We start from the raw sequence: 21,084 nt of genomic DNA, 5'->3' as shown, positions 1-21,084 counted from the left end.
TCCGCGCCGGAGAAGGCGAGCTAACCGAACGGGTGCCGCGGAACCGGTTAAGCCTCGATGAACGGCTCGGCGCAGAGCGTGCACGTGATCGGCCCCAGCTCCAGGATCGACCGGGCCGCGCGGATCCGGCGCGGGGGCTCGCACCGGCAGATCGCCGCGACGTAGTTCGGCCCGCCGCGATGCGCGCCGCGCCCGTCGACCGGGGCGATCACCACCGGCGGCGCGAGCGGTTCGGCGACCTCGCCCGGTGTTTCCGGGTCGTCCGGCGGTGCCGCGACGGCGCGGCGGGCGACTTCTTGCTCGCTGTGCCGCCACACGGTCAGCGCCGCTTCGAGCCGGGACAGTTCTCCTTGGTAGGCCTGGAGAGTCGCGGGGAGCGCGGTGGTCGCGGACCAGCCGATCCGGTCAGCCTGTTCGGCGCGCAGGCCGAGTTCGGCGGCCAGCGCGGCGAAGCGTTTGTTGTGGTAGCGGCCGTCGCTGACGTCGACGATGTCGCGCGTGGCGGCGAGTCCGTGCGCGGCCTCGTGCAGCGTGGTGGAGAGGATCTCGGCCGCGCCGCGCCGCAGTCCTTCCGCGCCGAGGAAGAACTCGGCGCGCGGTTCGACGCCGTCGCCGACGTGCCAGCGGGAGCGCGCGAAGTGGCCGTGGATCTCGGTGGCGGTGCCCATCGTTCCCGAGGCCAGCACCAGGATCGCCTCGGGAACGTCCGCGTGCCGCCGCCGGATTTCGGCCCAGAGCTGCTCCATCGCGTGCATGACGCGGGTCGTCGGGCCCAGTGCGGCGGTGTCCATGGACCCATCTTGCCGCTTAAGCGGTAATCAGCTCAGGGAGAGTCCGGAGAGCACCCGGTCGAGGCCGGCGGCGAAGACGGTGTCGCTGTCCGGGTGGACGGCGTCGCGCGCGGTGCGCAGCAGGGTGGGGTAGCGGCCGGTGTCGAACATCCGCCGCAGGTACGGCCCGGCGGTGCGCTGCCAGCCTTCCTCGTCGAGGCCGGTGTCGCTGACGAGCCGCCGCTCGCGGATCTCGCTGCGCACCGCGCCGGACACGTAGGCGTGCACGGTGAACACCGTGACCATGGCGTCCTCGATCGGGCCCGTCCCGGCCGCGGCGGCCAGCGACGCCTCGAGGTACGCGAGCGCGTTCGGGCCGAGCCCGGGACGTCCGCCGATGAGGTCCGCGAACCATTCGTGCCGCTGGACGGCGGCGCGGCAGCCGTGCGCGAGCGCGCGGAGGGCGGCCGCTCCTTCGGTGTCCGGGTCGGGCAGCGGAATCTCGCCGTAGACGGCGTCGGTCATCAGGTCGAGCAGTTCTTCTTTGGTGTCGAGGTAGCCGTACAGCCGCATCGGCCCGGCTCCGAGCGCGGCCGCGACCTTGCGCAGCGACACCGCTTCCAGCCCGCCTTCGTCGGCGAGCGCGCAGGCGGTCTCGACGATGCGGGCGCGGCTCAGCGGCGTCGGCGCCGCGCGCGCCGGCGGTTCGGGCCGTTCCCACACCACTTCGTCCATGCTCGCTCCTTTTTCGGGTGACAGTACCGGGGCGTCTTCGATACAGTGTATTTCGTCAATACAGTGTATCGAGGGGATGTCGTCATGCGAATCGTCATTGCCGGGGGCGGGCTCGGCGGCCTGACCTGTGCGCGGGTGCTGAAGGCGCACGGCGTCGACGCCGTGGTCTGCGAGCGCGACGCCGGTCCGGGAGCCCGGGTCCAAGGCGGCACGCTGGACCTGACGGTGGACGGGGGCCAGTGGGCGCTGCGCGAGGCCGGTCTGGAGGCCGGGTACCGCGCGATCGCCCGTCCCGAAGGCCAGGACATGGTTCTCTACGACTCCGCGGGAACCCTGCTGCGGCGGGAAGTCGCCCCGGAGGAAGGCGACGCGCGGTGGGGCCGTCCCGAGGCGGACCGGCCCGCGCTGCGGAAACTGCTGCTCGACGCGCTTCCCGAGGACACCGTCCGCTGGGGGCGCGCGGTGACGCGGGCGGAGCCGCTCGGCGACGGACGGCACCGGATTCACCTGTCCGGCGGCGAAACCCTGGAGTGCGATTTCCTCGTCGGCGCGGACGGCGGCCGGTCGAGGATCCGCCCGCTGCTGACCGACGCGAAACCGGCGTACTGCGGCGTGCACGGGATGGAACTGGTCATCCGCGACGCGGACCGGGCGCATCCGGCGGAGTCGGCGCTCGTCGGGCGGGGCAGCTTCTCCGCGCTCGGGGACCACCAGACGCTTTCCGCGCAGCGCAACGGGGACGGCACCATCCGAGTCCACATGGCACTGCGGTGCGCCGAGGACTGGCCGGAGACGTCGGGGATTCCGTTCGACGACCCGGATCGCGCCCGCGTCGCGCTGAAAGAGCTGTACGCCGGGTGGCCGGCGGAGTTCCTGGCGTTGCTGGACGCGACGTCCGGGCCGATCCTGGTGTATCCGCTGAACGCGCTGCCGATCGGGGTGCGGTGGGACCACACGCCCGGGGTGACGCTGATCGGGGACGCCGCGCATCTGATGTCGCCGTTCGCCGGGCAGGGCGCGAACCTCGCGATGCGCGACGGCGCGGATCTCGCACTGAGCCTCACCGAAGGCGGCGACGTGCGGAAGTTCGAGGAGGCGATGTTCGACCGCGCCCAGCCGGCGGCGCAGATGTCGGCGGACAACCTGGAGCTGTTCCTGTCCGAAGGCGCCGGGGAGAAGGTGCGGACCATGTTCGCGACGATGTCCGGGGAGGAAGCCTGACCGCTTTGGCCGAGTCGAGCCGGGCGTTCGCGCCGTGAGTTCCCGGGGAAGAAGTCTGACCGGCTTTGGCCGGGTGGTGTCAGGCGTTCGCGCGGTGAGTTCCCGGGGAGCAAGTCTGACCGGACTTCGCCGGGTGGAGCCGGGCGTTCGCGCGGTGAGTTCCCGGGGCGGTTGGCCGATCGGGGAACTCACCGCCGTGGCCGCGGTCGGCGGCGGCACGCGCAGCGACCGGTTCGGTCGCGCCTGGTGGATGGTCAGGCGGGTTCGCGCAGCCGGTAATGCTGGGGGCTCCGCCCGTACTCGCGTTTGAACGCGGCGCTCAGCGTGAAGGGGCTGCGGTAGCCGACCTGCCGGGCGATCGCGGCGAGCGTCGCGTCGGGTTGCTGGCGCAGGAGGTCGGCGGCGAGGGCGAGCCGCCAGGCGGCGAGGTAGGTCATCGGCGGTTCGCCGACCGCGTCGGTGAACCGCCTGGCGAGCGCGGCGCGGGAAACTCCGGTCGCGCTCGCCAGGCTGGCGACGGTCCACGGCTGTTCGGGCCGGTCCTGCAGCAGGCGCAGGGCGTGCCCGGCCACCGGGTCGCCGTGCGCGCGGTACCAGGCGGGCGCGGCCGGTCGGCCGAGCCATTCCCGCAGGACGCGGACGAGCAGGAGGTCCAGCACCCGGTCGAGGACGGCTTCCTGCCCGGGAACGTCGCGTTCGATTTCGTCGGCGAGCATCGCGACGAGCGGGTCCGGAGCGTTCCCGGCGCGGGCGGTGACGACGCCCGGCACCGCGGCGAGCAACCGTCGTGAGACCTCGCCGACGGTCGGGTAGGTGCCGGTGAGCAGCACTGTCGGACCGTCGGCGCCGGCGCCCCAGGTGCGGACGCCGAGTTCGGTCAGGTCGGTGAGGTGGCCGCCGTCCGGGGTGACGCACTCCTGCCCCGGGAGGATCACCGCTTGCGGCGGCGTCCCCGGATCGTCGGCGACGAGGTACGGCTCGGGGCCGCGGACGACCGCCACGTCACCGGTGTTCAGGTGGACGGCGTCGGCGTTGTCGGGCGCCAGCCAGGCGTCGCCGCGGACCACGGCGAGCACGGTCAGCGGCGCTTCGTCTTCGATTCGCAGCGACCACGGCGGGCACAGCACGGACCGGAGCAGGAACGCGCCGTGCGCACGGGGTCCTTCGAGCAACGCGGTGAGCGGGTCCACCTCGCCGAGACTAGCGCCGCGGCAAGCGAAGGCTCCGCTGTTTCTGTGACAGGAAGGGCCCGCATCGCGGTGCGCGGCAAAGGAATTCCGGCGGCTCGCAGCACAACCCCGGCTCAGAGGGCGAGCATCGCCTCGGCGATTTTCTCGGCCGCGCTGTCCGGGATCGCGCTCGCGGCATCGTCCAGAACGACCAGGCGCGCGCCAGGAATCTCGCGGGCGAGGGCTTCGCCGTTGCCCACGGGGAAGAACACGTCCCGGCGGCCGTGCAGCACCACTGTCGGGAGCTTGAGTTCCGGGAGGCGTTCGCGCCATCGCGGCGTGCAGTCGAGTTTGGAGAACACCGTTCCCAACTGGTTGGCCAGCTGCACGACCGGCGCCGTGCTGGCCGCGCGGTCGAAGATCCGGACGGCGACGGTGCGGGCCGCCTCCGGGTCGTTGCCCAGGACCGCGGCGCCGGCGGCGGCGTGATCGGCCACGGCGGCGCGGTCCGACCAGTCGGGCATCGGCAGGGAGAACAGTTCGCGCATGGCTTTCGCGTCGTGGTCGGGCAGGTCCGGGTCCACGGGTCCGGGCGCGACGGGACGGGTTCCGTACAGGGTCAGGGCGGAGAACGCGCCGGGGTGGTCGAGCGCGGCGACCTGGGCGACCATTCCGCTGACCCCGATCCCGGCCAGGTGAGCGGGCCGGTCGTCGAGTTCGCGGGCGAGGGCGGCGGCGTCGGCGGCGAGGTCGCGCAGGGTGTAGGCCGGGGCGTCCGGGTCGAGAGTGGTGGAGGTGCCTGCGTCGCGGAGGTCGTAGCGCACGACGTGCCGTCCGCCGCGGGCGAGTGATTCGCACAGGGCGTCCGGCCAGGACAGCATCGTGACGCCGCCGGCGAGCAGGACCAGCGGGGCGGCCGGATCGCCGAAGTGCTCGGCGCCGAGGGTGACGCCGTGGGGAAGCGTGTGCTGCACGAGGGTCTCCTAGCGAGACGATGACGCATGGTTCCGAGTGGATAAGCGATGGATCGTCTCGCGGTTCGCGGGTTGACTGGGATGCGTTGGGGGAAACAGGACGGAAGGCAAGGCGATGGTGATCGTTTCCAAGGCGGTTCTGGTGGCGGCGGTGCTCGCGGCGGGGCTGATCGCGGGGTTGTTCTACGCGTACACGGTGTCGGTGATGCCGGGTCTCGCCCACGCCGACGACCACACGTTCGTGACCGCGATGCGCCAGATCAACGAGGCCATCCTCAACGGCTGGTTCATGCTGTCGTTCCTGGGCGCGCCGCTGCTCGCGGTCGCCGCCGTGATCCTGCATTTCACGAGCGGAGCGGCCGGCGGATTGCCGTGGCTCATCGCGGGCGCGGCGCTTCTGGTGGCGACCGTGGTGGTGACCGGCGCGGTCAACGTGCCGATGAACAACGCCCTCGACGCGGGCACGGCGGACTTCGCCGCGCTGCGGGCCCAGTTCGAGGCGCCGTGGGTGCGGTGGAACGTGGTGCGGACAGTGCTGTCCGCGGCCGGATTCGGTTGTCTCGTCGGTGCTGTGGTGGCCCGGGGCGCGTGATCCCGGGCCACCGGCGGGGTCAGTCGGCCAGCCGGAAGCAGAGATCGGTGTCCCAGTTGCGGGCGTCCGGTTCGACCTGCGGGTTGGTGCGGTAGATCTCGAGCCGGGCGGCCCAGTGCTCGCCGTCGGCCTCGATCGTGCGGTCCCATCGCACGTTTTCCTTGTCGCCCCAGGCGAGCAGGTCGGCGGTGGCCGCGAAGAGGCCGCTGGGAGTGCCGTGGTGGGTGGCCTGCGCGTACCTCCCGGCAGGCAGGACGGCGTTGAAGTATTCGTCGCCGAGGTCGATCGGCTCGGATACGGGCACTCCGGCCTCGACGGTGACGGCCTGCATGTCCGTGCCGAGCACGACGTAGCGCAGGAACGGCGCGCAGGCGGGTTCGAGGCCGCGTTCGGCGAGCTTGCCGACGATCGCGGCGATCCGGTGCGCGACGGCGGGCATTCCGTCGAACGCGACTGTCGCGCGGTAGCCGACGTACCGCTGTTCGTTTCTGTCCACAATGGAAGGCATGGGGTTCCTTTACGGGTCGGGACGCGGGAATCAGCCGAGAAGCGGGCGGACTTCGATGGTGCCGTAGGCGGCGGCCGGATGCCGGGACGCGTGCTCGACGGCCTCGTCGAGGTCGGCGCATTCGAGCACGGCGTAGCCGCCGATCTGGTCCTTGGTCTCGGCGAACGGCCCGTCGGTGAGCAGGACCTCGCCCTCGCGCACGCGCACCGTGGTGGCGGTCGCGGGCGGGTGCAGGCCCCCGCCGCCGAGCAGGATCCCGCGTTCGAGCAGGTCTTCGGACCAGCCGCCGCAGCCCATCGCGAGCTGTTCCTCGGTCGGCTCCTCGGAGCCGGCGATCATCAGCAGGTAGCGCATCAGTTCTCCTCGAGGGTTTCGGCGAGGCGAGCGGCGAAAGCCTCCGGCTCGGCGGCGAAGCCGCCGTGGTCGCCCGGAAACCGCACGGGCTCGCCGCCGAGCGCGCGGGCCAGCCCGGCGCCCGCCTCGTACGCCGGGGTTCCGGCGGCGTCGCCCACCGCGACGACGATCCGGGTTTTCGCGGCGGCGAGCGCTTCGAGATCGGGTTCCCAGGCTCCGACGGCGGCCATCAGCTTGCCGAAGAACACCTCGAAGTTGCCGCGCATCCGCTTGCCTTGCTCGACGTCCTCGGCGGTCGGGTGCTCGGGCGGCGGCGGGATCTCGAACCCGCTCGCGGCCATGAACGCCCCGATCGCCGCGTCGACGCCCTGCTCCCGGTAGATCGCCGGGATGTCCGGGAAGTCGGCGAGCAGCTCGCCGAGGTACCGGCTGACCGGCGGTTCGTGGGCGACGAGCGTCCGCACCACGCCCGGATAGCGGGTGGCGTGTTCGAGCATGGTGATCGCGCCGCCGCTGTTGGCGAGCACCGAGACCGGTCCGGCGTCGTCCAGTTCGGCGAGCAGGAGCTGGACGTCCTCGGCGTGCTGGCCGACCAGGTCGTCGTCGAGTTCGGTGGTCCGGCTGCGCGAGATGCCGCGCGGGTCGAAGGTGACGACGGTGTAGCGGTCGGCGAGGAACGGGCGCAGCGCGGCGAACCCGGTGGCGTCCGCGGGGCCGCCGGGCACCAGGAGCAGCAGCGGCCCGGAACCCGCGACGTCGTAGTGGATTTCCGCGCCGGGCACGGGGAGGGTTGTGGTGATCATGGCTGTCCTTCCGGAGTCGGTTCGCTCTCCCGACGAACGGGAGCGACGCGGACAGACACCTCCGGCGGAGAAATTTCCGAAAGTCGTCTCCGGAGGTAGCTGCGTTCGGCTCCGGTGCGGGCCAACGCGAGCGCTTCGGCGTACGCGACCTGGGCTTCTTCGGTGCGGCCGAGCCTGCGGAGGAAATCGGCGCGGGTGGCGGGCAGCAGGTGGTAGCCCGCCAGGTCTTCGGCCAGCCGGTCGGCGAGGGCGAGTCCGGCTTCCGGTCCGAAGGCCATCCCGACCGCGACCGCGCGGTTCAGTTCGACCACCGGCCCGGGCCGGAAGCGCAGCAGTTGGAGGTAGAGCGCGGCGATCTGCGCCCAGTCGGTGTCCTCGGCGCGCGCGGCGGTGGCGTGGCACGCGGCGATCGCGGCCTGGACCTGGTACGGCCCGGGACTGCGCCGCCGCAACGCTTCTTCCAGAAGCGCGGTGCCCTCGGCGATCGCCGCGGTGTCCCACTGGCCGCGGTCTTGTTCTTCGAGCGGGACCAGCTCGCCGCCGGGACTGGTTCGCGTGCCGCGGCGGGCGTGCTGCAGCAGGAGAAGCGCGAGCAAACCGGTGGCCTCGGGTTCGTCCGGCAGCAGGAAACACAGCAGCCGGGCCAGCCGGATCGCTTCGACGGCCAGGTCGGGCCGCTGGAGGTCGTCGCCTTCGCTGGCCGAATAACCCTCATTGAACAGCAAATACAGCACGCCGAGCACCGCGGCGGTGCGCTCGGGCAGCAGAGGGGCGGGCGGCACGCGGTACGGGATCCCGGCGGAGCGGATCTTGCGTTTCGCCCGGACGAGGCGCTGCGACATCGTCGATTCGGACACCAGGAACGCGCGGGCGATCTCCGCGGTGCTGAGCCCGACGAGCGTGCGCAGCGCGAGCGCGACCTGCGCTTCGAAGGCGAGCGCGGGATGGCAGCAGGTGAAAATGAGCCGGAGCCGGTCGTCGCCGAGCCCGTCAACCTCGCTTCCTCCACTGTGCACAGCCGGTTCCTCCGGCACGGCCAGAAGCGCCGCCTCGCGAAGTTTGCCCGCTCCCGTTGCCTCGCGCCGGATCCGGTCGACCGCGCGGTTGCGAGCGGCGGTGGTCAGCCACGCCCCGGGCCGCTCGGGCACGCCGTCGCGCGGCCAGGCGCGCACGGCGAGCGCGAACGCGTCCTGGGCGCATTCCTCGGCCAGGTCCCAGTCTCCGGTGACGCGGATGAGCGTGGCCACGACGGAACCCCACTCGTCGCGGAACGCCTGCGCGATCGCGGCGTCGTGCTCCCCAGCCACCGTGGGACTCCCTTCTCGAGTGTCGGCGGACAGGTTCCGCCAGCACCCTCCGCACGGTAAACCGAGGCTCCGACAATTTCGCGCGCCCTAGGCTCCGGCGAGCTGCCCGATCCCGTCGAGGATGCGGTCGAGCCCGAACCGGAAATGGTGCTCGGGATCCGAGGACCCGCCGTAGGTCTGCCCCGCGGTGGTGCCGACCCGGCTGGCGCGCGGGAAGTGCACCGGATCCGCCGCCGGGATCTCGGCCAGCACCGGTGCGGAGCGGTTCCACCAGTCGAGGTCGGTCATCCCGGTGCGCCGCGCTGCGCGCGCCGAGTCCACCGAACCGCGCGCCGCACCCGCGACCAGTCCGTTGAGCAGGCTAACGATCGCGTCGAGCTGGACGTCGTCGAGGTCGAGTCCGTCCATCGCGGCCAGCTCGCGCTCGTATTTGGCGAAGGTGTGCGGGCCCAGCGTCGGACGGCCGACGCGGATCTCCAGCAGCCACGGATGCCGGTGGTAGAGCCGCCACAGGTCCTCGGCGACCGCGGCGAGCCCGGCCCGCCAGCCCTCGGGCAGTTCGCCGGGCAGTTCGCCGTGCGCGTGGTCGAGCATCAGCTCCAGCAGTTCGGCGCGGCCGGGCACGTAGGTGTAGAGCGACATCGGCGCGACGCCCAGCTCGTCGGCGACCCGGCGCATGGTGACCGCGTCCAGCCCGTCCGCGTCCGCGATCCGGATCCCGGCGAACACCACGTGCTCGACCGACAGCTTCGGCTTCGGGCCGCGGCGCGGGGGGCCGGGCACGCCCCAGAGCAGTTCGATGGTCCGCCGCGGATCGCCCGGTTCCTCGGTGTCCATGGTGTCCATTTCGCTCCTCGTACGCAGTACAGAGTTTTCCGGTAGACTATCCCGCAGAGGCCAGCCAGGGGAGGGCGGAGCACTGAATTCAGTGGTGATGGAGCCGGGACGGGTCGTGTTCTGGCGACCGGACGGCACGGTGCCGGACGGTCCGGGGACGTCCGGAACGGTCGAGGTCGTGCTGCCGGACGGGGTGCGCACGGTTCCCGCCCTGCGGCTGCCAGCCGCGGAGGCGGCGCCGGTGCTGCGCTCGCTGACGGACCCGTCGGCGCGGTTCTGGGCGCTGGCCGCGGAAGCCGCGGAACGGCTCGCCGCGGCGGGGTGGAGCGGGCCGCTCGATCCGGCCGAGGAAGCCTGGCTGCGCCGCCTCGCCGACGCGATGCCGCCGCACGCCCACGCGACGCCGGTCCCGGGCGACCCGGCGCGGCTGCCGGAGCCGTATCCGCTGCTGATGCGGTTCCTCGGCGACGTCGCCGGGGTGCGGCCCGCGCTGGGAGTGTCGCTGCGGATCGAGTCCGACGACTTGGCCGGCGGGAGGTTCCGCGCGGTCGTCCAGGTGCACGGCGGGACCGAGCCGCTGGTCGACGCGGAAGAACTGTGGCGCACCGGCAGCCAGGAGGCGCGGCACGAGGTCCTGCTGAGGGTGCGCCACGGAGCGGAAGTGTGGCCCGCGCTGGCTCCGCTGCTGTCGGCGGCGGTTCCGTCGTCGGTTTCGCTGGGAGACCGCGAGATCGCCGAACTGCTCGCGGGCGCGCTCGACGCGACGGAGCTGGCGGTGCACTGGCCTTCGGAGCTGACCGGGCTGGCCGCGCGAGCGGTGGTCCGGCCGGGCGACGCGCCGTCGGACGCGAGGACGTTCTTCGGCGGAGACCGGGTGCTGCAGTTCGACTGGCAGCTCGCGCTCGGCGACAGCGAGCTGAGCGTCGCCGAACTCGACGCGCTCGCCGAGGCCCAGCGTCCGGTCGTCCGGCTGCGGGACCGGTGGGTGCTGCTGGACCGCAAGACCGCCGACCGCGCCCGGGACCGCACGCTCAAGCCGCTGACCGCGATCGAGGCGCTGGGCGTCGCGCTCACCGGCCGCACCGAGGTCGACGGCGACGAGGTGGAGGTCCGCACCGACGGCTGGCTGGACGAGCTGCGCGCGCGGCTGGCGGCCGATCCCGAACCGGTCCCGCAGCCCGCCGGTCTCGCCGCGACCCTGCGCGATTACCAGCTGCGCGGCCTGCACTGGCTCGACACCGTGACCGGGCTCGGCCTGGGCGGCTGTCTCGCCGACGACATGGGGCTGGGCAAAACCGTCACGCTCATCGCGCTGCACCTGCACCGCGGCGCCGGTCCGACGCTGGTCGTGTGCCCGGCTTCGCTGCTGGGCACCTGGGAAACGGAGATCCGCCGGTTCGCGCCCGGGGTTCCGGTGCGCCGGTTCCACGGCGCCGCGCGGTCGCTGGACGACCTCGGCGGCGGCTTCGTCCTGACCACCTACGGCACGCTGCGCACGGATCCCGCGCCGCTGGCCGAGGTGAGCTGGGATCTGCTGGTCGCCGACGAGGCGCAGCACGTGAAGAACCACCGCTCCGACACGGCGAAAGCGTTGCGGCTGCTGCCTTCCGCGGCGAAGGTCGCGCTCACCGGCACGCCGGTGGAGAACACCCTCACCGAGCTGTGGGCGATCCTCGACTGGACCACGCCCGGACTGCTCGGCTCGCTCGCCGACTTCCGCCGGCAGTGGGGGAAACCGGTCGAATCCGGGACCGACCCGGCGGTCGCCGAGCAGCTGTCCCGGCTGCTGCGGCCGTTCCTGTTGCGCCGCCGCAAATCCGACCCGGGCATCGCGCCCGAGCTGCCCGCCAAAACCGAGACCGACCGGCCGGTACCGCTGACCGCCGAACAGGCCGCGCTGTACGAGGCGACCGTGCGCGAGCTGATGGCCGACATCTCCGAGAGCGACGGCATGGCCCGCCGCGGCCGGGTCGTCAAGCTGCTCACCGCGCTCAAGCAGATCTGCAACCATCCCGCGCACTACCTCGGCGAGTCCGAGGACAGCACGCTCGCCGGCCGGTCCGGAAAGCTCGAACTGCTCGACGAGCTGCTCGACACGATCCTCGCCGAGGACGGCGCGGTGCTGGTGTTCACGCAGTACGTGGCAATGGCGCGGCTGCTGGAACGGCATCTCGCCGCACGCGCCATTCCAGCGCAGCTGCTGCACGGCGGCACTCCGGTCGGCCGGCGCGAGGAACTGGTCCGGGGCTTCCAGAACGGCGACTTTCCCGTGTTCCTGCTGTCGCTCAAGGCCGCGGGCACCGGGCTCACCCTCACCCGCGCCGACCACGTCGTGCACTACGACCGGTGGTGGAACCCGGCGGTCGAGGACCAGGCGACCGACCGCGCGTACCGGATCGGGCAGACCCGGCCGGTGCAGGTCCACCGGCTGGTCGCCGAAGGCACCGTCGAGGACCGGATCGCGGTGATGCTGCGGGAAAAACGCGCGCTCGCCGACGCGGTGCTCGCCTCCGGCGAGGCCGCGCTCACCGAACTCACCGACGCCGAGCTGGCCCAGCTCGTCACCCTCCGGAGGCCTCGATGACCGACCGGGTCCGCGGATTCCCCGCGTTCCCCGCCCGCACCGGCCGCGGCCCGTTCGCCCGCACCTGGTGGGGCCGCGCGTGGCTGCAAGCGATGGAGGACACCGCGCTCGACCTGCGGCAGCTCAAGAAAGGCCGCCGCTACGCCGCGGCAGGCCTGGTCGGCCCGATCACCGTCAGCCCGGGCCGGATCACCGCGACCACCGAGGACGCCGACGACGGCCCGTACCGCACCGGCGTGCACCTGGCCGAACTGTCCACAGCGGACTGGGAGCTGCTGCTCGACCGCGCGGCCGACCACTCCGGGCACCTCGCGGCGCTGCTGGACCGGCAGCTGCCGCCGGAGCTGGCCGAGGTCGTCCCGCTGCTGCCCGGCATCGGCGACCTCGACCCGGACTGCGACTGCCCCGGCTGGGAGCTCCCGTGCCGGCACGCCGCCGCGCTGTCGTTCCAGGTCGCGTGGCTGCTCGACGCCGACCCGTTCCTGCTGCTGCTCGCCCGGGGCCGGACCGAGCAGGAAATCCTCGACGAACTCGGCCGCCGCACCGCCACCCGGGTCACCACCGGAGTGCTGGCCGCGGACGCGTACGCCCGGGAGGTGCCGCCGTTGCCGGATCTCGCGGAGTTCACGCCGCGCGTCCGCTGAGCCGCACCTCCGCGGTCACCCGATCCGGTGGAGCCGTGCCCGCTCGCTGTGCGGCCTGACCAGCGGAATCGGCGAACGCGGCAGCTTGGCGGCGATCATGCTTTCAGCAGGATTTCATGGCTTCTCCGTAGCTTCCCGTATGCGTTCGGTAACGCACTGACCATTCGACGCGGAGGGGATCCGATGGTGAAGAAAGGCACGAGGATCACGCTGATCGGCGCGATCGTCGCCACGCTCGGCGCGGGATTCGCCAGCGCCGCACCGGCTTACGCCGACGACGCGCACTACTACATCCTGATCGGCGGCACCTGCGACGGGAAGGCATCGGTCTACCGTCCGGAATGGCTGCGGGGCGGCATCGCGCGGGTCGTCGACTATCCCGCCGGAGCCGCCGGCGCGCCCAACTGCGACCAAACCCCGATGGACCGCAGCGTCGCGATCGGACACGACCGGGGCCGCCAGGTCGTGCAGGACGCCTACCGCGAGAACCCGAACGCCGAGTTCACCGTCGTCGGCTATTCCCAGGGCGCGATCGTGGCCAACATGGTGCTGAACGACATCGCCGACGACCAGCTCGGCGTGGACAAGGCCAAGTTCAGCGCGAAACTGTTCGCCGACCCGATGCAGCCGCCGGGCCCGGCCGGGACCGGGATCAGCGCGACCCTCCCGCCGGGCACCGGCCTGCCCTCGCCGTTCGGCGGATACGTGTCCTTCGGCGCGGGCCGCCCGGACTTCGCCGGCGTCCGCTCCATCCGCTACTGCATCCAGACCGACGGCATCTGCGATTTCGACCCGATCCAGGCCGCGGGCGGCTACTTCGCCCAGCACTGGTGCTACCAATGGCCGCGACCCAGCGACCAGCGGTCGATCATGCAGGACACCATCGCCGACGGCGTCTACACCAATTCGTCCGTGCGGCTGGGCAAACAGGACTGCTGGGGCGGCCCGGTGCACCCCTGACCGGCGTGGGGCGGTTTCCCGGCACCCCCAGTGCCGCCGGGAAACCGCCCCACCCGCTACGTCCTCATCGCTCGGCGCCGAACCAATGCAACAACCGCATCTCCAGCTCGCGCTGATCTTCGCCCGTCCAGACCACGTGCCCGTCCGGTCGCAGCAGCGCGGCCGGCACGTCGAGGTCCTCGCTCACGTCCACGACGTGGTCGACCCGGTCCGCCCAGCCCCGCGCCGACAGCTGCCCGGTCTGGTCCAGCAGCAGCCCGCGGCCCTGGTGCATCAGCTCGTACAGCCGTCCTCGCTTGAGCGCCAGGTCCGGCATCCGCCGGCCGAGCAGCGGATGCCCCTCGCCGAAGTCGTAGCGGATGTCGAGCGCCAACACTTTTTCCAGCAGCAGCTTGTTGACCTCGTCGAACGCCATCAGCTCGGTCAGCAGCCGCCGCATGGCGCGCCCGTCCGGGTCCGGCGACATCACGACGCCTTGGGCGCGGACGTTGTCCAGCACGGCGTCCGCGACCGGGTGCCGTTCGGCCTCGTAGGTGTCCAGCAGCCCCTCCGGCGCCCAGCCGTTGACCTCGGCGGCGAGCTTCCACCCGAGGTTGAACGCGTCCTGGATCCCGAGGTTGAGCCCCTGCCCGCCCAGCGGCGGGTGCACGTGCGCCGCGTCCCCGGCCAGCAGCACCCGGCCGACGCGGTAGTGCTCGGCCTGCCGGGTCGCGTCGCCGAACCGCGAGAGCCAGCGAGGGGAGTGGACCCCGAAATCCGTCCCGGCGTACTCGCGCAACTGGTGCTTGACCTCGTCCAGCGTCGGCGTCCGAGCCTCCCGGTCCTCGACCACCCCGGCCGCGGGCACGACCACGCGGAACATCCCGTCGCGCAGCGGCCCGACCCCGAACCACAGCTGCGTCTTGCGGATTTCCATCACCAGCGCGGCGATTTCGGCGGGATCCGCGGTCGCCTCCATCTCGCCCAGCAGGACCTCGCGCCGCGCGGGCTCACCCGGGAACGCGACACCGAGCGCCTTGCGCACCGTGCTCCGCCCGCCGTCGCAACCGACGACGTAGCGCGCCCGCAGTTCGCTGCCGTCGGCGAGCGAGACGTTCACCCCGTCGTCGTCCTGGCTCAGCCCGACGACCTCGCAGCCGCGCCGGATCTCCGCGCCCGCCTTGACCGCGTGCTCGGCCAGCAGCCGGTCGGTGATGGGCTGCGGAAGCCCCAGCACGTACGGATGCGAGGTGTCGAGCCGTTCCGGCGCGGGCCGCGCGATCCCCGCGAAGAAACCCCCGACCGGATGCGTCGAACCCTCGGCGAGGAAGGGCTCCAACATCCCCCGCTGGTCCAAGACCTCCATGCTGCGCGAGTGCATCCCCAGCGCGCGCACGAACTTCGGCGGCTCCGCCTCCTTCTCCAGCACGACCACGCGCACCCCGTGCAGCCGCAGTTCCGCGGCCAGCATGACGCCCGCCGGCCCGGCCCCCACCACGATCACGTCCACCATGAACTTCTCGTCCCCTGTACCGGAGCCGCGATCCCCTCCGCGGTCTTTCCGCAGGCAGCGGCTCCGGCGGACGATTGTGGAGCATGACCCAGGCCTTGCCGCAAGCCCCGGGGTGCGCTATATGTTGAAGGGGACAGGGAGAAGTCCCCGTCCCCTTCTGTCCTTCGGACGCTTCTCAGCCCTGCTTGCGGGCCATCAAGTACGCCTGGTCGGTCGCGTCGAACGGCGGTTCCGGTGCGCGAACGAGCCGTGCCTCCACCACGAAACCGGCGTCGGTCAGCAGCTGCGCGACGAAGTCCGGGTCCAGCCGGTACGCGTCGGCCCCGATGGCGTGGCCGTACGCGTTCTCGATCCGCCTCCGCTCGTTGTCGCCCACCTGGAACGCGGTCAGCAGCCAGCCGTCCGGACGCACCACCCGGGCGAGTTCCTTGGCCAGCACCGGAAGCTGCTCCAGCGGCGTGTGGATGAGCGAGTACCACGCGAGCGCCCCGGCGAGCGAACCGTCTTCGAGGTCGAGCGCGGCCAGCGATCCGACCTCGAACCGCAGATCCGGATGCGTCCGGCGGGCGATCTCGACCATCGCGGGGGACAGGTCGACGCCGAACACGTCCAAGCCCAGCGAGGCGACGTACCCGGTCAGCCGGCCCGGGCCGCAGCCGAGGTCGCCCACCGGACCCTCTCCGGTCCGCTCGGCGAACGCGCCCAGCATCGCCCGGTCCCACGTGCTCGCCTTGAGCGCGTCCTTCAGCAATTCGGCGTAATTCTCGGCCACGGTGTCGTACGCGGTCCGCGTCTCGGTCACATAAACAGGTTCGGTCACGGGCAGCGACAGTAGCCCCCGCCGCCGCGCCCCGTCCGGCGAAACACGCGGACTAGACGCGGGCGCGGGCGATGATCGCGGAAGTGTCGGTTCCAGCGGGCAAAGTGCCGAAAGCCAGGCCCCAGTCGCCGCCGAACCGCGTGCCGCAGAACGCGTCCGCCACCGCGCGCGGAGCGTGCCGCACGAGCAGCGAACCCTGCAGCACCAACGCCATCGACTCGACCACCCGCCGCGCCCTGAACTCCAGATCGTCCACATCGGACAGATCCTTCTTGAGCCGGTCCACCGCGTCGTCCAAGCGCGCGTCCCCGCCCGCGGCGAGCTCGACCTCGGCGAAGAACGCCGCCACCGACTCCGGCTGCCGCCCCATCGCCCGCAAGGCGTCGAGCGCGGCGACGTTGCCCGAACCCTCCCAGATCGACATCAACGGCGCCTCCCGGTACAGCCGCGGCATGCCCGATTCCTCGACATACCCGTTGCCGCCAAAGCATTCCAGCGCCTCGGCGGCGTGCATCGGAGCACGCTTGCACACCCAGTACTTGGTCACCGCGAGCCCGAGGCGGCGGAACGCCTGCTCCTGCTCGTCGCCGGGCCGGTCGCCCGCGGCCGCGAGCCGCATCGACGCCGCCACCGCCGCTTCCGCCTCGATCACCAGGTCCGCCAGCACATTCGCCATCAACGGCTGGTCCACGAGCGCCTTGCCGAACGCCGACCGGTGCGTCGCGTGGTGCACCGCGCGGACCGCGCCCAGCCGCATGCCCGACGCACTGCCGAGCGCGCAGTCGAGCCGGGTGTTGTTGACCATCTCGATGATCGTGCGGACCCCGCGGCCCTCCTCGCCGACGAGCCAGCCCACGGCGTCGTCGTACTCGATCTCCGACGACGCGTTCGACCGGTTCCCGAGCTTGTCCTTCAAACGCTGCAACCGGATAGGGTTCCGGCTGCCGTCCGGGAGCACGCGGGGGAGCAGGAAGCAGGACAGCCCGCCGGGAGCCTGCGCGAGCGTGAGGAACATGTCCGACATCGGCGCGCTGGTGAACCACTTGTGCCCGACCAGCCGGTAGCTGCCGTCGCCCGCCGGCCGTGCTGCAGTCGTGTTGGCACGCACGTCCGAACCGCCCTGCTTTTCGGTCATCGACATGCCCGCGATCAACCCGCGTTTCGTGCCCGGCTCGCGGAGCCCGAAGTCGTACTCCGTCGACGCCAGCAGCGGCTCGTACTTTGCCGCCAGCTCCGGATTCGCGCGCAACGCCGGAACCGCCGCGTAAGTCATGGAAATCGGGCAAGTATGCCCGGCCTCCGACTGGCTCCAGACATAGAACTTCGCCGCCCGCGCCGCGTGCGCACCCGGCCGCTCGTCCCGCCACGGCGCGCCCTGCAACCCGTGCGACACCGCGACGTTCATCAAATCGTGCCAATGCGGATGGAACTCGACCTCGTCGATCCGGTGCCCGTAACGGTCGTGCGTGCGCAGCACCGGCTCGTTCTCGTTGACCAGCCGGCTCCACTCCTGCACCCGCTCGCTGCCCGCCAGCCGCCCGAGCTCGTGCAGCTCGTCGACGACCCACGACGCCTCCGTGCGCCCGAGGGCTTCCGCCAGCGCCGGATCGGCCGCGGTGTCGTGCTCCAGCGGCGGAACCTGATTGACGACCTCATGCGTTGCGGGCATCCGAACCTCCCAGTGACCGCACGACGAACGTGCTCAACTCGCTGACTTCCGCCGACCCGCCGCTGGTCAGCGGACCGATCAACACCTCGGCCGCGGCGCCGACCAACGCCGCCGCGCTCACCGCCGCGTCCTGTGCCGGCAACACCCCGGCCCGCACCCCTTCGGCCACGTGCTCGGCCACGACATCCCGGAACACCCGCCTGAACTCCAGCCGCTCCGCGTCGATCACCGCGTCCACCGGCTCGGCCAACAGGGCATACGCCAGCCGCGGCGCCTTCAACGCCCGCCCCGCGAACGTCTCGAACACCGCCACGACCCGCGCCACCGGATCGGCCGGCCCAGCCGCCGCCGAGCGCACCGCCTCCACCTCGCGCGACACCACCTGCCGGAACACGCGCACCACCAGGTCGGCCTTGGTAGGGAAGTGCCGGTAAACCGTGCCCACCGCGACCCCCGCCCGCTCGGCGACCGCGGCCACCGAACAGCCGGAGTACCCGTGCTCGGCCAACTGCTGGACGGTGGCGTCCAGGATGCTCTCCCGGAGCGCGTCGAGGCGCTCCTGGACTTTAGGCGTTCTGCGGTAGGCCACGGGAAGAAGTGAACCACCGATTCACAACTTGCGTCAACGGTCTTCCACCAGGGTGTGGAGCAGCCCTACGCTTGGCCGAAGGCCCGAAAGCCGCTGTAGACGCGGGCCGCGGGCGGGGACGGCGTGGGGGCGGCATGGAAGACTTTCTCCGGTTCAAGACGGCGGGGAGACGGGTCGGCGGGTTCGAGACGGCAAGACTGGCCGTTCGCTACCGGCGGGTGGGCGCTCTCCTGGCGGTCTCCGGCATCGCGCTGTTCAGCGCGTTCGTGGGGAGCGTGATCTTCCTGAAAAACCGCGCGTACGACCTTGCCGCCAACGGAGTCCGGGTGCCAGGCACGGTCGTCGTGGTGAACGGCGATCACCCCTCGCGGGCTGGCTTCGTCCATGTGCGTTTCCTGGTGGACGGCGACGACCGGGTACGGGTGCTCAGCCGGACAGCGAGTGAGCCCGTACCGCGGGTCGGGGACACGGTCACCGTGATGTACGACCGGGCGGACCCCGACCGGCTGCGCACCACCCATGGGGGCTCACGGTGGCGATGGTGTTCAGCTTCGTGCTGTCGTTGTGCTTGATTCCGGGTGGGTTCTTGGCCTGGCTCGACCGGGAGCGGAGGCTAGCGAGAATTCCGTGCCGGACCGGTTATTCGCTTGCCGCACCACGTCTCTCGCCGGGACCATGCCCGGTATGCGCTTCTCGATCAACATCCCGAACTTCGGCGACTTCGCCGACGCCCGGACCGTAGCGAGAGTGGCCGCAGCAGCCGAACAAGAAGGCTGGGACGCACTGTTCCTCTGGGACCACGTCGTCCACGACAAGAAAACCCGCCGCGGCCAGCCGTTCGGCGACCCCTGGATGCTGCTGACCGCGGCCGCGCTCGCGACCTCCACGCTCAAGATCGGCACGCTCGTCACCGCGGTGCCCCGACGCCGCCCCGAGCACCTCGCCCGCCAGGTCGCCACCCTCGACGCCCTCAGCGTCGGACGGGTCATCTTCGGAGCCGGCCTCGGCGGACCGATCGAGGACGAATTCGGCAGCTTCGGCGAACCCACCGACCCGGTCGTCCTCGCCGAACACCTCGACGAAAGCCTCGGCCTCCTCGACCGATACTGGTCCGGAAACCCCGTCGACCACGACGGCAACCACTACCAGGTCCGCGATGTCACTCTCCGACCCGCCACCGTCCAACAGCCGCGCCCGCCCGTCTGGCTGGCCGCCGTGTGGCCCAACCGCAAGCCAGTCCGCCGCGCCGCGCGCTGGGACGGCGTCGCTCCGCTGTTCAAAAACGCCACGCACGGCGTAGCCCCGGCCGCGGAGGACGTCCGCGATGTCGTGTCCTACGCCCGAAAACACGGCGCGGGGGAGAACTTCGAATTCGTCGTCGGCGGCGCCACCCCAGGCGAGGCGGCCCGCGCCCGCGACGTGATCGCCCCGCTCGCCGAAGCCGGAGCGACCTGGTGGGACGAACGGCAGCTGATCACCACCAGCGACCTCGACCGCCTCGAACCCACCCTGCGCCGCATCAGCCAAGGCCCGCCCAGGGGAGTCGACTAAACCTCGACGACCAGCACCCGGCTCAACCGATCCGCCAACGGCCGCACCGCCTCAGCCGACACGCCGCCACGCAACCCGGCGGCCGGGAGGAAACGAACCGTCGTCCCGGTAGTCCCGTCTGGCTGCACCGCGACCAGTTTACCTACCGGAACACCGTGCTGATACCGCTGCGTCCACGCACCCTCAGCCCGGCGATTGGTGTGCACCAACCACTCGCTCAACGCCGCGACCACCGACATCCCGTACCGCGGCTGGCCGTCCGGGAGGGGAGTGGCGGGCGGAGAATCGAAGTACCGGAAGTCCTTCGTCGCCATCACCGGCTTCCGCACCGGCCGCCCGTCGTCACCGACTGCCATCTGCGTCCCACGACCGTCGTCCGACACCGAAACCGAACCGTCCGGGTGAAATTCGACCACCGCGCGCCCCGCGCCCAGATCCTCGGCCTCGTCGGCGGCGTAGGCGAGCACCTCGAGAATCAGGTGACACATCCCGGTCGGCGCGTACCGCCCCGGGTTCTCGCGAATTGCCCGCAGATGCTCAGGATCATGATCGCGCGACCAGTCGTGCGTCGTCGGCTCAGGCAGCGGCATCCATCAATCCTGCCACCGCTGCTTGACCTGGTGCACGCTCCAGCACCTACGTTCGCAGACATGACCACAACACTCATCACCGGTGCCACCAGAGGACTCGGCTACGAAACCGCCCGCCGCCTGGTCGCTGCCGGGCACACTGTCTACATTGGAGCCCGCGACGCCGCTCGAGGCCAGCGAGCCGCGGAGGAACTCGGCGCGCGAAGCGTCCAACTCGACGTCACCGACGAAGCATCGGTCCTCGCCGCAGCGAAAACCGTCGAGGCCGACGGGGGACTGGACGTTCTCGTCAACAACGCAGGGATCGCCGTCGAGCTCAAGAGCGACGGGGAATCGGTCGGTGCGGCCGAAACCACTGCCGACTTGATGCGGGAAACGTTCGAAACCAACGTCTTCGGCGTCGTGCGGGTACTGCACGCTTTTCTGCCGCTCCTGGAGCGTTCGTCAGCGCCAGTGGTGGTGAACGTCAGCAGCGCGCTGGGGTCGCTGGGCCGGATGACGGACCAGGCGACGCACCAGTACGCGTACCGCGGCGTGGCGTACCCGGCGTCAAAGGCGGCGGTGAACATGGTGACCGTGCAGTACGCGAAGGCGTTTCCAGGGATCCGGATCAACGCCGTCGAACCTGGCTATACGCGGACGGACATCAACGGAGGCCGCGGCGGACAGCCAGTCGAACTAGGCGCGGAGATCATCGTCCGGATGGCGCAGATCGGCACAGACGGGCCGACTGGCACGTACTCGGACATCAACGGCCCGTTGCAGTGGTGACCAGGGGGTCGGCAGAAGCGCCCGATTCGGCTTACTTGACATAATGTACATTATCGGCGTTTCAGCGACCTGCGGATCAGCGGGTTGAGGAGAGGTTTCCTGAGGCCTTCGAGCGTGTCGCACGACTTATCTGTGCCCGTGCTG

The 21,084-nt window shown here is 71.5% G+C and carries 22 protein-coding genes; 8 read left to right on the top strand and 14 right to left on the bottom strand.

Translation table 11 applies throughout. From position 1 onward, the window contains the following. Nucleotides 1–47: 47 nt before the first annotated feature. Both ACZ63D_RS25060 and ACZ63D_RS25055 read right to left on the bottom strand, forming a co-directional pair. Entirely contained in the window at nucleotides 48–791 is a 744-nt protein-coding gene (locus ACZ63D_RS25060; protein WP_465356770.1) for a hypothetical protein, read from the bottom strand. Nucleotides 792–818: 27 nt separating this feature from the next. Further along, nucleotides 819–1,505, bottom strand: a complete 687-nt coding sequence (locus tag ACZ63D_RS25055) for a TetR/AcrR family transcriptional regulator (protein WP_465356769.1) — start codon at nucleotides 1,503–1,505, stop codon at nucleotides 819–821. A gap of 84 nt (nucleotides 1,506–1,589) precedes the next feature. Here ACZ63D_RS25055 and ACZ63D_RS25050 point away from each other — a divergent pair, with 84 nt between their 5' ends. Beyond that, nucleotides 1,590–2,726: an FAD-dependent oxidoreductase gene (locus ACZ63D_RS25050; RefSeq protein WP_465356768.1), complete on the top strand. Its 1,137-nt coding sequence runs from the start codon at nucleotides 1,590–1,592 to the stop codon at nucleotides 2,724–2,726. A 254-nt stretch (nucleotides 2,727–2,980) separates the two neighbouring features. Here ACZ63D_RS25050 and ACZ63D_RS25045 read toward each other — a convergent pair whose 3' ends face one another. Further along, complete coding sequence (locus ACZ63D_RS25045; RefSeq protein WP_465356767.1) at nucleotides 2,981–3,916, bottom strand: AraC family transcriptional regulator; 936 nt, start codon at nucleotides 3,914–3,916, stop codon at nucleotides 2,981–2,983. A gap of 113 nt (nucleotides 3,917–4,029) precedes the next feature. Continuing rightward, nucleotides 4,030–4,869, bottom strand: a complete 840-nt coding sequence (locus ACZ63D_RS25040; protein WP_465356766.1) for an alpha/beta fold hydrolase — start codon at nucleotides 4,867–4,869, stop codon at nucleotides 4,030–4,032. Nucleotides 4,870–4,984: 115 nt separating this feature from the next. Here ACZ63D_RS25040 and ACZ63D_RS25035 point away from each other — a divergent pair, with 115 nt between their 5' ends. After that, nucleotides 4,985–5,461, top strand: coding sequence for an anthrone oxygenase family protein (locus ACZ63D_RS25035; RefSeq protein ID WP_465356765.1), 477 nt, complete (start codon nucleotides 4,985–4,987; stop codon nucleotides 5,459–5,461). A 19-nt stretch (nucleotides 5,462–5,480) separates the two neighbouring features. On the opposite strand, the gene ACZ63D_RS25030 is transcribed toward ACZ63D_RS25035, so the two are convergent. The 5 genes from ACZ63D_RS25030 to ACZ63D_RS25010 all read right to left on the bottom strand — a co-directional run bounded on the left by ACZ63D_RS25030 (nucleotide 5,481) and on the right by ACZ63D_RS25010 (nucleotide 9,270). Beyond that, on the bottom strand, nucleotides 5,481–5,969 hold the full coding sequence (locus ACZ63D_RS25030) for a GyrI-like domain-containing protein (protein WP_465356764.1): 489 nt from the start codon (nucleotides 5,967–5,969) through the stop codon (nucleotides 5,481–5,483). Nucleotides 5,970–5,999: 30 nt separating this feature from the next. Continuing rightward, nucleotides 6,000–6,323: a YciI family protein gene (locus ACZ63D_RS25025; protein WP_465356763.1), complete on the bottom strand. Its 324-nt coding sequence runs from the start codon at nucleotides 6,321–6,323 to the stop codon at nucleotides 6,000–6,002. Next, nucleotides 6,323–7,126 (bottom strand): alpha/beta fold hydrolase, encoded by an 804-nt coding sequence (locus ACZ63D_RS25020; RefSeq protein ID WP_465356762.1) that lies wholly within the window; start codon nucleotides 7,124–7,126, stop codon nucleotides 6,323–6,325. The genes ACZ63D_RS25025 and ACZ63D_RS25020 overlap by 1 nt, the downstream gene beginning before the upstream one ends. Further along, nucleotides 7,123–8,433, bottom strand: a complete 1,311-nt coding sequence (locus ACZ63D_RS25015) for an RNA polymerase sigma factor (protein WP_465356761.1) — start codon at nucleotides 8,431–8,433, stop codon at nucleotides 7,123–7,125. The genes ACZ63D_RS25020 and ACZ63D_RS25015 overlap by 4 nt, the downstream gene beginning before the upstream one ends. Nucleotides 8,434–8,520: 87 nt before the next feature. After that, the gene (locus ACZ63D_RS25010) at nucleotides 8,521–9,270 is read right to left on the bottom strand and encodes a TetR/AcrR family transcriptional regulator (RefSeq protein WP_465357001.1); all 750 of its coding nucleotides are present in this window, start codon (nucleotides 9,268–9,270) and stop codon (nucleotides 8,521–8,523) included. Nucleotides 9,271–9,367: 97 nt separating this feature from the next. Here ACZ63D_RS25010 and ACZ63D_RS25005 point away from each other — a divergent pair, with 97 nt between their 5' ends. The 3 genes from ACZ63D_RS25005 to ACZ63D_RS24995 all read left to right on the top strand — a co-directional run bounded on the left by ACZ63D_RS25005 (nucleotide 9,368) and on the right by ACZ63D_RS24995 (nucleotide 13,458). Beyond that, nucleotides 9,368–11,854 (top strand): DEAD/DEAH box helicase, encoded by a 2,487-nt coding sequence (locus ACZ63D_RS25005; RefSeq protein ID WP_465357000.1) that lies wholly within the window; start codon nucleotides 9,368–9,370, stop codon nucleotides 11,852–11,854. After that, a complete protein-coding gene (locus ACZ63D_RS25000; RefSeq protein WP_465356760.1) occupies nucleotides 11,851–12,498 on the top strand; it encodes an SWIM zinc finger family protein in 648 nt (215 codons plus the stop codon). Before ACZ63D_RS25005 ends, ACZ63D_RS25000 begins: the two co-directional genes overlap by 4 nt. Nucleotides 12,499–12,681: 183 nt before the next feature. Next, nucleotides 12,682–13,458, top strand: a complete 777-nt coding sequence (locus ACZ63D_RS24995) for a PE-PPE domain-containing protein (RefSeq protein WP_465356759.1) — start codon at nucleotides 12,682–12,684, stop codon at nucleotides 13,456–13,458. A gap of 64 nt (nucleotides 13,459–13,522) precedes the next feature. Here ACZ63D_RS24995 and rox read toward each other — a convergent pair whose 3' ends face one another. From rox to ACZ63D_RS24975, 4 genes are all read right to left on the bottom strand, one after another. Further along, nucleotides 13,523–14,950, bottom strand: a complete 1,428-nt coding sequence (gene rox / locus ACZ63D_RS24990; RefSeq protein ID WP_465356758.1) for a rifampin monooxygenase — start codon at nucleotides 14,948–14,950, stop codon at nucleotides 13,523–13,525. 175 nt (nucleotides 14,951–15,125) lie between these two features. After that, nucleotides 15,126–15,770 carry a class I SAM-dependent DNA methyltransferase gene (locus tag ACZ63D_RS24985; protein WP_465356757.1) on the bottom strand — a complete coding sequence of 215 codons (645 nt, stop codon included), beginning with the start codon at nucleotides 15,768–15,770 and terminating at the stop codon, nucleotides 15,126–15,128. A gap of 52 nt (nucleotides 15,771–15,822) precedes the next feature. After that, complete coding sequence (locus ACZ63D_RS24980) at nucleotides 15,823–17,439, bottom strand: acyl-CoA dehydrogenase family protein (RefSeq protein ID WP_465356756.1); 1,617 nt, start codon at nucleotides 17,437–17,439, stop codon at nucleotides 15,823–15,825. Next, nucleotides 17,423–18,028 carry a TetR/AcrR family transcriptional regulator gene (locus tag ACZ63D_RS24975; RefSeq protein ID WP_465356755.1) on the bottom strand — a complete coding sequence of 202 codons (606 nt, stop codon included), beginning with the start codon at nucleotides 18,026–18,028 and terminating at the stop codon, nucleotides 17,423–17,425. Before ACZ63D_RS24975 ends, ACZ63D_RS24980 begins: the two co-directional genes overlap by 17 nt. A gap of 134 nt (nucleotides 18,029–18,162) precedes the next feature. On the opposite strand from ACZ63D_RS24975, the gene ACZ63D_RS24970 reads away from it, so the two are divergent. After that, complete coding sequence (locus ACZ63D_RS24970; protein WP_465356754.1) at nucleotides 18,163–18,600, top strand: DUF3592 domain-containing protein; 438 nt, start codon at nucleotides 18,163–18,165, stop codon at nucleotides 18,598–18,600. A gap of 112 nt (nucleotides 18,601–18,712) precedes the next feature. Further along, a complete protein-coding gene (locus ACZ63D_RS24965) occupies nucleotides 18,713–19,579 on the top strand; it encodes an LLM class flavin-dependent oxidoreductase (RefSeq protein ID WP_465356753.1) in 867 nt (288 codons plus the stop codon). Here ACZ63D_RS24965 and ACZ63D_RS24960 read toward each other — a convergent pair. After that, nucleotides 19,576–20,169 carry a hypothetical protein gene (locus tag ACZ63D_RS24960; protein WP_465356752.1) on the bottom strand — a complete coding sequence of 198 codons (594 nt, stop codon included), beginning with the start codon at nucleotides 20,167–20,169 and terminating at the stop codon, nucleotides 19,576–19,578. The two genes, ACZ63D_RS24965 and ACZ63D_RS24960, sit on opposite strands and share 4 nt — an antisense overlap. Nucleotides 20,170–20,229: 60 nt before the next feature. On the opposite strand from ACZ63D_RS24960, the gene ACZ63D_RS24955 reads away from it, so the two are divergent. Beyond that, nucleotides 20,230–20,940 (top strand): SDR family NAD(P)-dependent oxidoreductase, encoded by a 711-nt coding sequence (locus tag ACZ63D_RS24955; protein ID WP_465356751.1) that lies wholly within the window; start codon nucleotides 20,230–20,232, stop codon nucleotides 20,938–20,940. The last annotated feature ends 144 nt before the right edge of the window (nucleotides 20,941–21,084 follow it).

This window comes from Amycolatopsis sp. NPDC104775, from assembly GCF_055583325.1.
Note: the sequence above shows the minus strand (reverse complement) of the source record. Positions and strands in the feature narration are given on the sequence as shown.

What these genes read in the sequence shown, in the direction of transcription:
- ACZ63D_RS25055 (WP_465356769.1), bottom strand. Translation starts at nt 1,505, where the DNA reads ATGGACGAAGTGGTGTGGGAACGGCCCGAACCGCCGGCGCGCGCGGCG.
- rox (WP_465356758.1), bottom strand. Translation starts at nt 14,950, where the DNA reads ATGGTGGACGTGATCGTGGTGGGGGCCGGGCCGGCGGGCGTCATGCTG.
- ACZ63D_RS25025 (WP_465356763.1), bottom strand. Translation starts at nt 6,323, where the DNA reads ATGCGCTACCTGCTGATGATCGCCGGCTCCGAGGAGCCGACCGAGGAA.
- ACZ63D_RS25010 (WP_465357001.1), bottom strand. Translation starts at nt 9,270, where the DNA reads ATGGACACCGAGGAACCGGGCGATCCGCGGCGGACCATCGAACTGCTC.
- ACZ63D_RS25005 (WP_465357000.1), top strand. Translation starts at nt 9,368, where the DNA reads ATGGAGCCGGGACGGGTCGTGTTCTGGCGACCGGACGGCACGGTGCCG.
- ACZ63D_RS24980 (WP_465356756.1), bottom strand. Translation starts at nt 17,439, where the DNA reads ATGCCCGCAACGCATGAGGTCGTCAATCAGGTTCCGCCGCTGGAGCAC.
- ACZ63D_RS25050 (WP_465356768.1), top strand. Translation starts at nt 1,590, where the DNA reads ATGCGAATCGTCATTGCCGGGGGCGGGCTCGGCGGCCTGACCTGTGCG.
- ACZ63D_RS25035 (WP_465356765.1), top strand. Translation starts at nt 4,985, where the DNA reads ATGGTGATCGTTTCCAAGGCGGTTCTGGTGGCGGCGGTGCTCGCGGCG.
- ACZ63D_RS24970 (WP_465356754.1), top strand. Translation starts at nt 18,163, where the DNA reads ATGGAAGACTTTCTCCGGTTCAAGACGGCGGGGAGACGGGTCGGCGGG.
- ACZ63D_RS25020 (WP_465356762.1), bottom strand. Translation starts at nt 7,126, where the DNA reads ATGATCACCACAACCCTCCCCGTGCCCGGCGCGGAAATCCACTACGAC.
- ACZ63D_RS24965 (WP_465356753.1), top strand. Translation starts at nt 18,713, where the DNA reads ATGCGCTTCTCGATCAACATCCCGAACTTCGGCGACTTCGCCGACGCC.
- ACZ63D_RS24955 (WP_465356751.1), top strand. Translation starts at nt 20,230, where the DNA reads ATGACCACAACACTCATCACCGGTGCCACCAGAGGACTCGGCTACGAA.
- ACZ63D_RS24995 (WP_465356759.1), top strand. Translation starts at nt 12,682, where the DNA reads ATGGTGAAGAAAGGCACGAGGATCACGCTGATCGGCGCGATCGTCGCC.
- ACZ63D_RS25060 (WP_465356770.1), bottom strand. Translation starts at nt 791, where the DNA reads ATGGACACCGCCGCACTGGGCCCGACGACCCGCGTCATGCACGCGATG.
- ACZ63D_RS25030 (WP_465356764.1), bottom strand. Translation starts at nt 5,969, where the DNA reads ATGCCTTCCATTGTGGACAGAAACGAACAGCGGTACGTCGGCTACCGC.
- ACZ63D_RS24960 (WP_465356752.1), bottom strand. Translation starts at nt 20,169, where the DNA reads ATGCCGCTGCCTGAGCCGACGACGCACGACTGGTCGCGCGATCATGAT.
- ACZ63D_RS25000 (WP_465356760.1), top strand. Translation starts at nt 11,851, where the DNA reads ATGACCGACCGGGTCCGCGGATTCCCCGCGTTCCCCGCCCGCACCGGC.